Annotated in this window: 14 protein-coding genes and 1 pseudogene; 8 read left to right on the plus strand and 7 right to left on the minus strand. The window is 47.6% G+C overall.

What is annotated here, in order from left to right:
* Positions 1-3: 3 nt before the first annotated feature.
* The 4 genes from WBA89_RS01460 (at position 4) to WBA89_RS01475 (ending at position 3,283) form a co-directional block, all read left to right on the plus strand.
* Positions 4-1,731, plus strand: coding sequence for a succinate dehydrogenase/fumarate reductase flavoprotein subunit (locus WBA89_RS01460; RefSeq protein ID WP_424403435.1), 1,728 nt, complete (start codon positions 4-6; stop codon positions 1,729-1,731).
* A gap of 348 nt (positions 1,732-2,079) precedes the next feature.
* Complete coding sequence (locus tag WBA89_RS01465) at positions 2,080-2,436, plus strand: type II toxin-antitoxin system RelE/ParE family toxin (protein ID WP_424403389.1); 357 nt, start codon at positions 2,080-2,082, stop codon at positions 2,434-2,436.
* A gap of 116 nt (positions 2,437-2,552) precedes the next feature.
* The gene (locus WBA89_RS01470) at positions 2,553-3,116 is read left to right on the plus strand and encodes a helix-turn-helix transcriptional regulator (protein WP_424403391.1); all 564 of its coding nucleotides are present in this window, start codon (positions 2,553-2,555) and stop codon (positions 3,114-3,116) included.
* Entirely contained in the window at positions 3,116-3,283 is a 168-nt protein-coding gene (locus WBA89_RS01475; protein ID WP_424403393.1) for a type II toxin-antitoxin system YafQ family toxin, read from the plus strand. The genes WBA89_RS01470 and WBA89_RS01475 overlap by 1 nt, the downstream gene beginning before the upstream one ends.
* Positions 3,284-3,434: 151 nt before the next feature.
* Here WBA89_RS01475 and WBA89_RS01480 read toward each other — a convergent pair whose 3' ends face one another.
* The gene (locus WBA89_RS01480; RefSeq protein WP_424403395.1) at positions 3,435-4,325 is read right to left on the minus strand and encodes a Uma2 family endonuclease; all 891 of its coding nucleotides are present in this window, start codon (positions 4,323-4,325) and stop codon (positions 3,435-3,437) included.
* Between the two features lie 246 nt (positions 4,326-4,571).
* On the minus strand, positions 4,572-5,495 hold the full coding sequence (locus WBA89_RS01485; protein ID WP_424403397.1) for a tetratricopeptide repeat protein: 924 nt from the start codon (positions 5,493-5,495) through the stop codon (positions 4,572-4,574).
* Between the two features lie 384 nt (positions 5,496-5,879).
* Between WBA89_RS01485 and WBA89_RS01490 the strand changes: the two genes are divergently transcribed.
* Positions 5,880-6,080, plus strand: coding sequence for a hypothetical protein (locus tag WBA89_RS01490; RefSeq protein ID WP_424403399.1), 201 nt, complete (start codon positions 5,880-5,882; stop codon positions 6,078-6,080).
* A 144-nt stretch (positions 6,081-6,224) separates the two neighbouring features.
* Complete coding sequence (locus WBA89_RS01495; RefSeq protein ID WP_424403401.1) at positions 6,225-7,496, plus strand: hypothetical protein; 1,272 nt, start codon at positions 6,225-6,227, stop codon at positions 7,494-7,496.
* A 70-nt stretch (positions 7,497-7,566) separates the two neighbouring features.
* Here the strand turns inward: WBA89_RS01495 and WBA89_RS01500 are convergent, their stop codons facing one another.
* From WBA89_RS01500 to WBA89_RS01520, 5 genes and pseudogenes are all read right to left on the minus strand, one after another.
* A complete protein-coding gene (locus WBA89_RS01500; protein WP_424403403.1) occupies positions 7,567-8,742 on the minus strand; it encodes a homocysteine biosynthesis protein in 1,176 nt (391 codons plus the stop codon).
* Between the two features lie 354 nt (positions 8,743-9,096).
* A complete protein-coding gene (locus tag WBA89_RS01505; protein WP_424403405.1) occupies positions 9,097-10,269 on the minus strand; it encodes an AI-2E family transporter in 1,173 nt (390 codons plus the stop codon).
* Positions 10,270-10,658: 389 nt separating this feature from the next.
* Positions 10,659-11,417: pseudogene (locus WBA89_RS01510) on the minus strand (Uma2 family endonuclease).
* Positions 11,380-11,565 carry a hypothetical protein gene (locus tag WBA89_RS01515; RefSeq protein WP_424403407.1) on the minus strand — a complete coding sequence of 62 codons (186 nt, stop codon included), beginning with the start codon at positions 11,563-11,565 and terminating at the stop codon, positions 11,380-11,382. The pseudogene WBA89_RS01510 and the gene WBA89_RS01515 overlap by 38 nt, the downstream one beginning before the upstream one ends.
* A 767-nt stretch (positions 11,566-12,332) precedes the next feature.
* Positions 12,333-12,488: a hypothetical protein gene (locus tag WBA89_RS01520; RefSeq protein ID WP_424403409.1), complete on the minus strand. Its 156-nt coding sequence runs from the start codon at positions 12,486-12,488 to the stop codon at positions 12,333-12,335.
* On the opposite strand from WBA89_RS01520, the gene sixA reads away from it, so the two are divergent.
* Both sixA and WBA89_RS01530 read left to right on the plus strand, forming a co-directional pair.
* Positions 12,483-12,977, plus strand: a complete 495-nt coding sequence (gene sixA, locus WBA89_RS01525) for a phosphohistidine phosphatase SixA (protein ID WP_424403411.1) — start codon at positions 12,483-12,485, stop codon at positions 12,975-12,977. The genes WBA89_RS01520 and sixA overlap by 6 nt on opposite strands.
* Before the next feature lie 108 nt (positions 12,978-13,085).
* Positions 13,086-14,258 carry a citrate synthase gene (locus tag WBA89_RS01530; protein ID WP_424403413.1) on the plus strand — a complete coding sequence of 391 codons (1,173 nt, stop codon included), beginning with the start codon at positions 13,086-13,088 and terminating at the stop codon, positions 14,256-14,258.
* The last annotated feature ends 254 nt before the right edge of the window (positions 14,259-14,512 follow it).

The raw sequence follows: 14,512 nt of genomic DNA on the forward strand, positions 1-14,512 counted from the left end.
ACAATGCTGGAACACGACGTAATCATTGTAGGCGGCGGTTTAGCAGGTTGCCGCGCCGCTGTAGAAATTGCCCGGACTCAGCCCAGTCTCAAGGTAGCAGTTGTTGCCAAAACTCACCCGATTCGATCGCACTCCGTCGCAGCCCAAGGCGGCATGGCATCCAGCCTGCAAAATGTCGATCCCGAAGACAGTTGGAAAGCCCACGCCTTCGACACAGTAAAAGGTTCCGACTATTTAGCCGACCAAGACGCAGTAGAAATCCTCACCCGCGAAGCCCCCGGTGTAGTCATCGATTTAGAACACATGGGAGTCCTCTTTTCCCGCCTAGAAGACGGCAGAATTGCCCAGCGCGCTTTCGGCGGACATTCCCACCGCCGCACCTGCTACGCCGCCGACAAAACCGGTCACGCCATCCTCCACGAATTGGTCAACAATCTGCGCCGCTGCGGAGTTCACATCTATCAAGAGTGGTACGTCACGCGCCTGATTTTGGAAGCAGGCCAAGCCAAGGGCGTGGTTATGTTCAACCTGATAGACGGCGAAATTGCCGTCGTGCGCGCTAAGGCGGTGATGTTTGCTACGGGGGGTTACGGTCGGGTTTACAACACCACCTCGAACGATTACGCCTCGACTGGTGACGGTTTGGCGATGGCTGCGATGGCTGGATTGCCGCTGGAAGATATGGAATTTGTGCAGTTTCACCCGACGGGTTTGTATCCGGTGGGAGTGTTGATTTCCGAGGCCGTGCGGGGCGAAGGTGCTTATCTGATTAATTCCGAGGGCGATCGATTTATGGCCAATTACGCCCCGTCGCGGATGGAATTAGCGCCCAGGGACATTACATCGCGATCGATTTCCCTAGAAATTCGCGCCGGCCGAGGAATTAATCTCGATGGAAGTGCAGGCGGCCCCTTTATTTACCTCGATTTGCGGCACATGGGACGCGAAAAAATCATGAGCAAAATTCCTTTTGCTTGGGAAGAAGCCCACCGCTTATTAGGAATTGATTCTGTCAACCAACCGATGCCCGTCCGCCCGACAGCTCACTATTCAATGGGCGGAATTCCAACTAATATTGACGGGCAAGTTCGCAGCAGTGCTGACAGTTTGGTAGATGGTTTCTTTGCAGCCGGTGAAGCAGCTTGTGTCTCTGTTCACGGCGCTAACCGTTTGGGCAGCAATTCGCTGTTGGAATGCGTCGTTTACGGCAAAGTTACTGGCGCAACCATAGCACAATTTGTCCAAAATCGCAAGTTGCCGACAGTAGACGAACAGCGTTATATTAACGAAGCTCAAGAACAAATTCAAGCACTTTTAGACCGTCCCGGAAAATATCGAATCAATCAAATCCGGCAGCAGTATCAAGATACTATGAGTGAGTATTGTGGAGTATTTCGCAGCGCCGAATTGATGCAGGAAGGTTTAGAAAAATTGGAGGATTTAGAGCGACAATATGAGGAGGTTTACTTAGACGATAAAGGCAAGTTGTGGAATACGGAAATTGTGGAAGCTTTGGAATTGCGGAGTTTAATCGTTGTCGGCAAAATGATTTTAACTTCTGCTTTGAACCGGCAGGAAAGTCGGGGAGCTCATTCGCGGGAAGATTTTACTCAGCGGGATGATGAGAAGTTTTTGAAGCATACGCTGGCCTATTATTCGCCTGCGGGGATTGATTTGGCTTATATGCCGGTGGCGATTACGATGTTTGAGCCGCAGGAACGTAAATACTAGAAGCTAGTGTGAAATCCTTGTTCCCCTGCTGAATTTGGGAACCAGGAAAACCTTCGGAATTGCGACCGTACCATTTTATCAACAGAGTATACGGGCTGCAACCCTTCTCTGATATAGTTCCTAGACCTATTCGCAACCTTCCTAGGTCAGTGACAAGACCTAAAAAGATTTTATTCGAGTGAGGAATTGTGTACGTTCGTACACAAAAAAACCAATCGGTCGATCGCTCTGCCTGACACGAAATTAGACAATCTTTAGTCTCTTGTACCACTTTCAGTCATCTTGGGCTACAATTATGTCAGATCCGACATATTATTGTAAACTTTATGACTGGACTGTACTTAATTTATGGAATCCCAAGGCGAGAACAAGGATGTTGTTTGGCTCAGAGGTGAAGTAAAAACTCCTCCTTTTTCCGCCTCAGCGCGAATCGAGGCAGGGATGTTATTAAGGATTTTACAAAATGGAGAAATTTTAGGGATGCCTGTCTCTCGACCTATGCCAACCATTAGCCCTCACTGCCACGAATTGCGGATCGATGATAGTGAAGCGGATAAACAGTGGCGAATTATTTACCGGATTGACTCAGATGCTATTGTCATTGCAGATGTGTTTCAAAAAAATACCCAGAAAACGCCTAAGCGCGTGATTGAAAACTGTCAAAGACGACTGAGATTGTACGATCAAAGCTCAGGAGAAACCTAGTTATTTCGGGATTTTCATTAGGGTGGGCATTGCCCACCTTACAACTTGAGAGACAATTCATCATTCACAATCGTTGGTCTGTGCAATTCCTATAATTAAAAGAGGTAATATTTACAATGGATGCCATTAAACGTCAACGTTTAGAATCAGCAGGTTGGCGGGTGGGAGATGCCGCAGACTTTCTAGAACTTTCAGCCGAAGAAATTGCTTTTATTGAGATGAAGCTGTCTCTAATTAAACGCTTGAAGCAGCTTCGCATCACTCAAAACCTTTCTCAAGAAAGTTTAGCTAAGAAAATCAAGTCTAGTCAGTCACGGGTAGCTAAAATTGAAGCAGGCGATCCGTCGGTTTCTCTTGATTTGATGGTAAGGACAATGCTAGCGCTGGGAGCAACTCGCGAGGATGTGGCACTGGCTATTACTTCTTCCAACGTGATTATAAGTAGCAAAAAAAACATGAGTAAAACGACACAGACATCTCAATTCCAGCAAGCTCTTGAAGCTGTAGAAGTTTTATCATTAGAAGATCGAGCCATGCTTCTAGATATTCTTCAGAATCGTCTGCGACAACAGCGACGAAATGAATTACTCAAGGAAGTGGCAGAAGTTCGTCAAGAATATGCTGAGGGCAATGTTAAATTTGGGTCGGTAGCCGATTTTATGGCGGAGTTGGATGATTGATGAAAATTGGTTGGACTCCCAAATCTATTCGTACTTTCAAAAAGTTAGTTCGTAAAAATCCTCAGCTTCGCCTTTTAATTGAAGCTACGCTTGAACTTTTGTCTGAAGACTGCTTTAACCCCAGCTTGCGAACTCACAAACTGACAGGAGATTTATCGGGTATCTGATCGTGTTCAATAGATTATGATTATCGGATTTTAGTTGAGTTTGCGATCGATCCAGAAGATGAGGAGGAAGCTATTTTATTACTCAAAATGGGTTCTCATGATGAAGTCTATTAAGCCCGATCGCCCTTTTCCCCAATTCTCTGCCCCTATCTCACTCTCCACCATCCTCCCTGACTTCCTCCACAGATAAACTTAACGCATCCGCCACTTGTTCGGCACTCAAACCCATTCCCAACAACCGGGGAATTGCAGCCCTTCTTGCTTGAAATTCAGCTTGTCGCGCCTGTTCTGCTTGCTGTCTTGCTTGTTCTGCACTCTCGGCTATTTCCCGCTGTTGTTCCCCCCACAATCTCTCCAATTCGGCTCTTTCATCGCCAATTAACAGCAAATTACCTTCCTCATCCCACCAGCGCAGCCACAGCATCGTTTGATTTTGATAATTGCCTTGCCAAAGTCCCAATTCTACGCCTAAAGGTGCAACAGGAAAATGACCCCGCTCGTTAAGTTCTAACAGCCGATAATACCCGTCAATCAACCGATAAACTTCTAATCTGCCGCTGTTAATTTCGTAGATGCCATAATAGGGAATTCGCATCACCTGTTCGTAAACCCAAAACTTTCCCGGTTTCGTTAACACCCCTTCATCAGTACGCGATAAAGGAGTACGGTTGCGCTCTTCATCGCCATTTCCGCTCGCAAATTCCAACGCAATTAACGGTGCTATGTGTTCCCGCCACAGCACGTAGGAACGGCGAATTTGACCGTCTAAATTCGGAGGTACATTTGGAACATAAAACCAATCAGGAGCTTCTGCACCTTTTTCCGGCGGCTCGGTTTCTCGCCAGTAAATGCCGCAGTCTTGACCGATCGCATATTGTCCGTCAGGATGCCGCTCCTGCAAAATTTGCCCGATCGAATCAGTTAAAATTAAACTTTGCGGATGCTCCTGAAAATTTTTCACAAAAGTACCATCCGACTCTGGTAATTGAGTGTGATCTGGAAAAGCAGGAGGTAGAACAACGCGGTCAACGCTTTGGGTCATAATTCCCTCCGAAGTCTTGCTTAATTCATAATATCATGTCTGCGGTCACGATGGCAATTAAATAGGTTTGTAGTAAAGAATGAAGTCCTTACAAAAATCTGAGGACTTTAGTTTTTTTTACAAACTTTACAACCATTGTTTGACCGAATACGATCTAATTTAAGACTGGAATAAAACAATACATTTTGAGTTTTAAGTATTGATTTTTTCACTTAAAACTCAAAATTCTTTCATGCAAAACTCTCCTTAAGGCTGAGGTAGCGCACCTTCAGGACTTGGGGAAGCCGCTGGTTCTGGAGATGCCGCTTCGGGACTCGCATCTGCCGCCGGAGAAGGCGAAGGAGTGCCGCTAGCTAACTGATTAATTTGGTCTTTGTAGTTAGGAGGAGCTAACTCACTAGCTTGATCGAACAGCGTTTTTGCTTCGTCAGTTTTGCCCTGTTCCTTAAACACGATCGCCTTGGCTAAAGTCGGGCGAAAATCTTTCGGATTCGCCTTAGCCGATTCGTCATAAATCGCGATCGCCTCATCGTAGCGCTTCTGCACAGCATAAACCTGTCCCAAAATCAACTGCACCGAAGTTACATCAATACTTCCCGGTTTAGCCTGATTTTGCGCCGGAGCGGCCTTGAGCGTATCTTGCAGCAGTCCGATCGCAGCTTCGGGCCTTTGCTGCACCAACAGCAAATTCACCAACCCCTGCAAAGCCTTAATTTCCCCGGGCTCAGACGCTAAAATTGACCTGTAAGCCTGAGCGGCCCCTTCGCGATCGCCCGTGCGTTCCTTCGCCTGAGCCAGCAAAATCCCGTATTCAGTAGTCTCGGGATTCAGTTTAGCCAACTTTTCCAAAGGCGGGATCGCATCCTTAATTTCCCCCACTCCCTGTCCGATCAACTCCAGCCGCACCTGCAACAACCCCCGCAGCGCCGTTACATTGTCAGGTTCGCGCTGCAAAACCAATTCGTACCCCCTCACCTGATCTTGCAGCAACTGCGCTTGCTTCTCACCAGAGGGCGCCGTCTGAGTAGGCGTTGGAGTCGATGTAGCGGTTGTTTGATTGGCCTTGAGAATACTGTCCAAAATTGGAACCAGAGAAAATCCCAAAAAAGCGATGAGCGAAAGCACCACCACCACACTAATCAACCCGCGACGCTTGTTTGCTTTTTCCATAATTCAACTATCCCAACTTAAAATCTACTATTTTCTAAGAATTAACTCATCGCTTAGGGGCGTATGCGATTTAACCCAATCCGTGTAACCATAAAAGTTCTTAACTTCAAAGTGCCAATTCACAAACCAGTCTTTTGGTTGCAGCTAATATGGTAACAGACCCGCAACTCCACGCTCGTCAAACAATTTGGGACACAAAGACCCGCAGCCCCAAAAACTGCGACTTTCGTCCAATTTAGTTTGGTCGAGCTAAAAATTACCGAAAAGATGGCGGATCGACCCGCTAGGTAATTGGAGTAAGTAAAATAAGCAAGCTGCTCCAAAGAGATTGGAACGGCGCCTTGAGGCTTTTCCTCAAAGCATTGCGAAATATTGCCTGGTTTGATGCTCAGGTATTCAGCACGCGCTCGATCGGGATATATCCTAGATTGTCCGGGCTCGAAGTATCTGAATATCCTAAATGCTATTAGCCACCAGTGCCAGTTTTCGCCCGATCGACCCGCTCTTGGAGTTAGCAACTCTCAAACTCTTTGCCAACAAGGATTAGAGCAGCCCGCCCATCCCGGAGCGAGCGATCGATCGTAGCGAAGTTTAAAACTGGCGTTGATGAGTCAAAACCAAACTTTCCGGCGCAAGCCCTAAGTTTGGTGCTAGTAGTTGTGAAATCAGTTTCTTCAGTTTATTCCTAATTTCCCTTAAGGGATGTGTCTCCGCTGCAAGGAGTTTTTTATGAACCCCTCTCCCAACCCGTCTTCCAAATCGTCCAAATCTACTTCTGCTCGCAAGGCTCAGCCAAGCGAGCCCGCCGTGAATCAGCCCGCAGTTACAGCCTCCGCGGCCGAGACACCAGACGAAAGTCCCGTGTCTCCCCCGCCATCGCCGGCTGCACCTGTTGACGAAAATCGATCGCCAGCGACAACAGACGCACCAGCGACAACAGACGCACCAGCGTCAAAGGATACGCTGCAGCGCCCCCGCTACAGTTCTGCCCCCGACAAGGACAAAACAAAGCCAAAAGACCCGCCGAGCAATGCTCCTGCACCCTCCGCGCCAGCAGCGCCGTCGGAATCTGCCAGCAATACTCCATCAATCGCAGTCTCCGTGCCCGCAACAGGCGAGCCAGCAGCTAACGAAAGTCAGGCCGACGATGACCTACCGTCCGTCATGCGCCAACATCCGATTCCCCCCCCCAGCGAACCCAGACAGTACCGAGCTGTTGGTTTGGTGCGGGGCCGCTACACCCAATCTGAAGAGCAATTCACCAGAGGTATGCTGATTGCTGCCGACGGAACTGCCATCGACGCAGTTTTGCTTGGTAGAGTCATGAGTTTAGTCAAAAATCACCTGGATCTGGAACAAGAACACCTGTGGGTGGTCTATCCCCGCACCAGACAAGAAGACGGCAACTTGCACGCCCAGATTATGGGAGTTTGGGAGCCGGAAACCCTCAAGAAATCTCCCGAACCGTCTTCGGATGAGGAAAATCTGGAAGCAGGCGAGATTGAGGCTAGCAGCGAAGCATCGACGGCATCTGTGTCGCCCTCGGAACCTGATGTTGAAGATGGCTATTTTTCGATTCGAGGCGAGGTGATTTATCAACAATCGCAAGAGGAAGAAAAGTATGTCATCGTCAAAATCAAGCAAGCTCCCCGCAAGAATGACGACAAGATGAAGTTTTTTAAGCTGAAACTCAAGGGGGATGTAGGAACAAAGGCGATCGGATTTTTTTGGGATTTCCACGTCAAATTGAAAGCTGACAGTCTGACTATCGAGCAGGCGAACAATATTGGCGCCCTGCCGATTAAAAAGCGGAAATTCCCCCCCGGCAGCAAGCCGCCCGGTGGCTACAAAGGAGGAGGAAACAAGCGTCCGTTTACTCCTAGGCCCAGCGGTGACGGTGCTCCTGTAGGGCGTCCTACCATCAAGTCCGCAGCAGCAGCACCTGCTGTACCCAAGGAACCTCTTCCTAAGCCGGTTAAGAAGCCTAAGCCCGAGGAATAGGGCAAGATTTGAGATTTGAGATTTTCGGTTAGTACGTCTGGTTAATCTAAAATCGCCCATCTAAAATCGTTTATTCCAGCCTGACTTGGGCGCCCCACAAATCTTGCGGGAGAAATACTCTGTCGGTGGGTAGGGGAGCAACTGGGGCCGTGAGGGTAAATTGACCTGCTTCAATTTGCTGCTTCAATTCCAATGCTACTTGCCGCGAGAGAAACATACTCGCCAGGGGGGCGGCCCGCACCGGTTTGCCCTCTATGAGGATGCGGCCAGTCTTTAATTGAGCGTAGCTGACTAAACCAAATGTGGGACGAACGCGCCGGGGGATAGAGAAATCTACCACCGGCGCTACTATTTTTTTGTCGGAGACTGCACAGTTGGCGACGACTGTTTCGTTTAAGACTGGAAAGGGGATGCCGACTCCCAGCATCAGCGACGGGCCGTAGTTTTTGAAGTAGCAGCCGCGCACCCATTTGGAGTTCATTTGTTTGGCGTCGCCGATGAGTGCGAGGGTGGCGGCCGGGCCGATGGGGGTGCCGTTGGGCTGGCGTTTTTGCAGCGGGAAGTGCTGGGTTCCTTCCCAGGTGATGTAGCCCTGAGCGCCTCCCAGCCAGATGCGGGTGCCGATGCCGATGAGTTGGAGGTGGGGGTCGTTGAGCAGGGGAGACATGGCTCCCAGGCTCGAATACACGGCGTTGCCGAGGTTTGGTTGCAGGGGGCCGAGGTAGGTGAACAGCGGGCGATCGCCCCCGTTGACTCCCACAATAAAGTTTTGATAGGCGTTCCGGGGATTGAATAAATAAAACTGGTTGATAGTATCGCGGGTAATCGTGGTTTCAAAGGAGGCGCGGGGGTAGCAGTCTGTGACTTGCCCCAAAGCTCGCAACTGCACGGGTTTGCCGGCTATTAAGTCTTCGATCACGTGTCCGCCGCCCCGTTCGCGGGATTCTTCGCCGTCTTCGGCTACTTGGGTGGCTCCCAAGTACAGGTCTACTGCCCCAAAGCCGGAGTAGGCTAAAACGCCGTCCAGCCAGCACTGGCGGATTTTGATCGGGGGGTCGGTATGGCCGAGGTTGACGATCGCGCCGGAGGATTCCATTGGCTCGAAGGTGCCTGTGGTGATGACATCGACTTCTTTGGCGGCTTGGGTAATGCTGGTTTCTTTGACTCGGTTTTTGAGTTCTTCGATCGTCCAGACTGTGGCTTTGCCTTGGCTGATTTTATCGTTGATTTCCTCGATCGATCTCATAATTTTAGTTTTAGTTTTAATTTTTAGTTTTTTTGATGGCGATTTCTTAAATTTTTAGTGAACCTAGGGTGCGTCGCCAAGAACAACTCTCGCCCTGAAACGCCAGATTAAACGAGCGACGCACCCTACAACTTATAACTTAAGTAAACCCTATTGGTTGATAATCAGGAATTATGGTGTATCTGGGTTTTGCATTTGTAGTGCGAGCTGTCGCGAGCTCGCGTGTTTTACACAGCACGCGAGCGGGGATGCTCGCACTGTAAAAAACTTTTTGCGATGCAGGAGATGCTCCTAGGACTTCAGTTCTCACTCGGAGAATTAAGAAGGACTGAAGTCCGAACGATCGAACCTGAATTATTGATTGACAGTATCGTCATTTTCTGCGGAACCTGGGATGTCTGTTTTTGGTTCTGGAAGGCTTTCTGACTTGTGATTTTTTACTCCCAAAGATTCGTACTCTTCGTCGATCGCAGAATCGATTGCTGCCAAGGTTTTAGGATGGGCGTCCCACTGGTTGAGGATGTCTTTAATTAATACTTCCCTAATCCAAACTTGAGCTACAACGGTGAGAGGCAGGGCAAGTAATAGTCCTAAAAATCCAAAAAATGTGGCGAAAAATACTTGAGCTATTAATGTTACTGCTGGCAGCAATGATACTTGCTGTGCCATGACGTAGGGAGTGAGAATGTTGCTTTCAAACTGTTGAATTAGGAAGTAAAGAATCAGGACTAAACCGGATTGTAAGGGAGAGTCTAAAAGTGCGATCGTCATCGGCGGGATGACGCTGATTGTCGGGCCTATATTTGGAATTAAGTTAAGAAATCCTGCTACTACCGCGTGAGCTAGCGGTAGGGGAACTTGCAAAACTGACAAACCAATTAAGCTCAACAAAGCAATCACACTCATGCTAATCAGAGCGCCGATGACCCACCTACCGAGAGCTATTTCGCATTCATCTAAAATACCATCGATTCGCCTGCGGTAAAAAGAGGGAAATAGTTGTAGAAATGCTTGGCGGTAAGAGATGGGATCTGCTAAGGTCATCAATGTCAAAACTAACACTAACAAAAAGCTGAGGATAACGCCTAATGTATTGCCGACAAAGGCTCCTGCACCTCCCACAAGTTGGTTGAACAAGGGTTGCAGTTGTCGCATAATATCGTTGACATCGAGATTCGGCAGCCTTTGATCGAATTGTCCCGAAAAGCGAGCTTCGATTTGATCTACCCAATCGTTGAGTTTGGCGATTCCTTCAGGTGCTTTTTGGTTGAGTTGTTGAAATTGCTGGGCAAAGGGAGGTACAATTATCAGGAACAAGCTTACCAAAACCAGGACTAGAAAGCTAATTGATAAAAGTACGGCGATCGACCTTTGGAGTCGGAATTTTTGCAAATAGCGTGCTAGTCTGTTTAAGGCTGTGGCTAAGACGACGGCGGCAAACAGCAGCAGTAAGGCCTGCCGGATTTGCCACAGGATGTAACAAGATGCGATGAGGGCTAATAAGCCCATCCACTGTCCTAGCTTCATTCGATTTTAGATTTTAGATTTTAGATTGAGGAGTAGAGTATTGGGAATTATAAGACTATAACTCTTTGTATCTCTCGTTTCTAGCTAAGTTTCGCTCCCCTTAAATCTCCCTTAAGAAGGAGGACTGTTTCATTCTCAAGAAAACAATGATTTTGTAGGGGTAGTGCCCCGTGCATACCCTCCTCATCCACGATTTTGTAGGTGTTTCAGGGATTGGGGGCAGCCCCTACAATAGAATAAAACAGCCCTGCTTAAGAAGGGGGGCTTCGAGCAATTTTTTGTTTTCCCTCTTCAGAAGGGGGAGTAACTGGATCTTGGCATAATCGTCAGATACTTGACTCCTATCTTAACTAAGATACTCTACTCGGACACCACAAGAAGCTGTTTCCTCAATTCCCTTTTGCGAACACCTGCTGGGCTGTCAGGTTCAATTCTGGGAAAGTTGGGGACTCAATCCGTTCTTCCCTTCTAAATTGTTTGACTTGATATTCGCTATCAATTAGTTGGTAAATCGAAAAAGTAGGTTGTTTGGAGTTGCCGATGAACCGTCTGCCGCCCAATCCTAGATAGTCTACAACCCAATATTCTTGGATGTCCATTGACTCATAAGCCTCAAGTTTTAGGGCATAATCATGGCATAATCATCCCCCCAATCAGTGCTAGTTACCTCGACGATTAGGGGGGACTGATGAACCGATTGCGATAATTAATGATTTCTCCCATCGCGGCTCGTTGCCAATGGTTTGTTCGTTAAGTACAATAATATCTGGTTCATCTCCCGATGCCGCGCGCCTGGGTTTGGTCGCGCATTCTTTGGGGATAAAATAGGGCCGTTGTTGCCTTCGGATTTCAAAGTAGATGTATGCTAGTATAAAACCTGTTAATTTAGAATGTTTGCCTGTTGCTTTTGGCATCTCAACAATTTCTCCATTCTGTAACTCGTTGTGGTGTGCTGAATTTTCAGGATACCAGTCAATGAATTCATCAAATGTTACTAATTCTGTGATTCTTTGAATCGTGTTGAGTGCCTTTAGTTTGGTTGCGATAGCTGTACGGTAAATTAAGAACTTGGCAAAAACATAATTTTTAAACCTTGTGAAGATCGCACTTCTACTGCTGTTGGCGCGATCGCCAGCCGAGGATTGCAGCTACAATGATACTGGGGCTAAAGACGGCGATGAGGGCGTTGAAGTCGGTTGAAGGTATGGATAAGCTAGGCCCTGCGTACTTGATGGCTAGGGAAAGGGCGGCGGAGAGGGTGAATACTTTGAGGATCGGGCTGATGTTGGTGTTCATGGAGGTGGTCTTTGGTTGTATAATTAGGGATTGAGATTATTTTGACAAATCTGTGCTGTAAGTGGGCGTGAGGTTGGAAGGTAACAAGGTAATCCTGCAAAAACAATAATATAATTCGATGGAACCCTTTCTACATAAGGATTAACCAGGAAAAAAACATTACTCGTGCACTTCTACGGAAAAAACTTCTCAACAAAGTCTAAAAATGAAACGGTATCGAGCGGCAATTGACAATAGTTATTTAGTTGAAAGTTTAAAGTCTGCCAGTTAATGCTCGAAATATAACACAACTTTAAAAATAAAAGTTATCTAGCTTTTAGAATTTCATCAAACTTTAAGGTTTTGATTCAAGCAGCTCAATCGGGGTAAGGATTGAGAATGTTAAAAAGGGTTTTTGAGTTATTTGATAATACAGAAATTTACACTTTTTAATTTAATTTAGATGCGTTTTACCCTGATATAGGTGGCCGCGCCCGCGATTTTTGACGGTTGACTGGGTTTTACGATTGGGATGCTACGGGATTTGATATGACTAATGATTTCTCTGCATCTGCGTGAATTTGCGTCAATCAATTGTCATCTGCGGTGATACACGATCTTTCTTTTACCGCAGATGAGGGCAGATTAACGCAGATTAACGCAGATTAATTAGAGCGATTATGGTTGCAGTGTACGCGGTTGTTGACGGTTGACTGGGTTTTACGATTGGGATGCTACGGGATTTGATATGACTTGCAAAATTAAATCTCGGAACTCGAAAATAAGTCTCAAGTTTTCGGCTGGCCCAGACGCTGGTGTCGGAAAGCAATTACTGGTTTTTGGGCGAGGTCAATGCAGTTGTAGAATAGGCGAAATTGTCGATCGCGCCAAACTTCACCCCTAAGCGCGATCGCACACCAATCAAAAGGACAGCTAAAGTGCATCTATATCTGTTCCGTCACGGCATCGCAGCCGAACCCGAAGAATATGACACAGACTCAGAACGGCCGCTGACTAAACAGGGCGATCGTAAAACTCGAAAAATTGCCCAGCGGCTTTACGATCTCGAAATTCAGTTCGATCTGATTCTCGCCAGTCCCCTGCTGCGGGCACAGCAAACCGCTCAAATCCTGCTTTCTGTCGGCTTGAGTTCCAAAATCACAGAATCTGCAGCCCTGGCACCGTCAGGAGACATCGGGGACTGGCTGAAGTGGTACAAGCAGTGGCAGGAAACAGGCAGCCGCAGCTTAGTCCTGGTGGGCCACCAACCAGATTTGGGCAATTGGGCGGAAACTTTGGTTTGGGGGCGATCGCAAGATGCCCTCATCCTCAAAAAAGCAGGTATCATCGGCTTAATCCTCCCCGAAACGGGTTCCCCAGTAGGCCGCAGCCAAATGTTCTGGCTGACTGGGCCCAAGTTCTTGCTGGGGTAGACAGCAAATAGTCACATTCATTGATTATTGTTTGTTAACGCGGCGACACTATCTTGCTTTCTGCTAATGTAATTTGATTAGATTCAACTCACACAATACGGTATCGCAATGGTCGTCGGCGAATTCAAACCAGGTTTAGAAGGTGTTCCCGCCACCTTGTCCAGCATTAGTTATGTAGATGGACAAAAAGGGGTGCTAGAATATCGCGGGATTAGCATTGAGGAACTAGCACTCAAAAGTTCCTTTGTGGAAACTGCATATTTATTAATCTGGGGCGTACTTCCGACAAAGGAAGAACTAGAAGCTTTCGAGCACGAAATTCGCTATCACCGCCGGATCAAATATCGCATCCGGGATATGATGAAATGCTTTCCTGAAAGAGGACATCCAATGGACGCGCTGCAAGCTTCAGCAGCGGCCTTGGGCTTATTCTACTCGCGCAGAGCTCTGGCTAACCCAGCATACATTCGAGAAGCTGTCGTGCGGCTGCTAGCGAAAATTCCGACAATGGTGGCGGCGTTCCAGCAAATGCGGCGGGGTAATGACGCGCTGTTGCCGAGGGACGATTTAAACTACTCGGCTAATTTTCTTTATATGCTCAACGAGCGAGAACCAGATCCGCTGTTGGCTAAGATTTTTGATGCTTGTCTGACTCTCCACGCCGAACATACAATCAATGCTTCTACATTTTCGGCAATGGTAACAGCTTCGACACTAACAGACCCTTACGGGGTGATTGCTTCTGCTGTTGGCACTTTGGCTGGGCCGCTGCACGGGGGAGCAAATGAAGAAGTGATTGATATGTTGCACCAAATTGGTTCGGTAGAAAACGTGCGACCTTATGTTGAGAAGTGCATTCAAAATAAGGAAAAAATCATGGGCTTCGGCCACCGAGTTTACAAGGTGAAAGATCCGAGAGCAACTATTCTTCAAGGGTTGGCAGAACAGTTGTTTGAAAATTTCGGCCACGACGATTATTACGACATTGCTATCTTGTTGGAAGAAGTGGTTGAGGAAAAAATGGGTCATAAAGGAATTTATGCAAATGTAGATTTCTATTCGGGTCTGGTGTATCGGAAAATGGGAATTCCGATCGACTTATTTACTCCTGTTTTTGCGATCGCCCGGGTTGCCGGTTGGCTGGCCCACTGGAAGGAACAGCTAGAAGCAAACCGCATTTACCGCCCGACTCAAATATATACGGGTACTCACGGCGCTCCTTATATTGCGATCGGGGAAAGGTTGCCCGACGTAAGCATCGCGATCGACCGCGATCGGTAAAATGGCGATAGAAATTGTTTTGCACAGTGAAATGTTGAATCAAAAATTGATTTCGCATTGCGACTCAGGAAGCAATTTGGGCCAGCCAATAACGGCCGTGCTGGGTTTCACCCCCCTTGTATTTTGTGCTGTTCGTTAGCGACAATGTTGCTCAGTGACGATTTTCAGGAACTCCGGTCCTCAGACTTGCGGGTCTGAGGCTTTTTATTGGAAAATCCGGCGTTGCCGCCGATGTAGGGGCGGTTGCACCAAAA

It is taken from the genome of Microcoleus sp., from assembly GCF_049646505.1.
Classification (GTDB): Bacteria; Cyanobacteriota; Cyanobacteriia; order Cyanobacteriales; family Microcoleaceae; genus Microcoleus.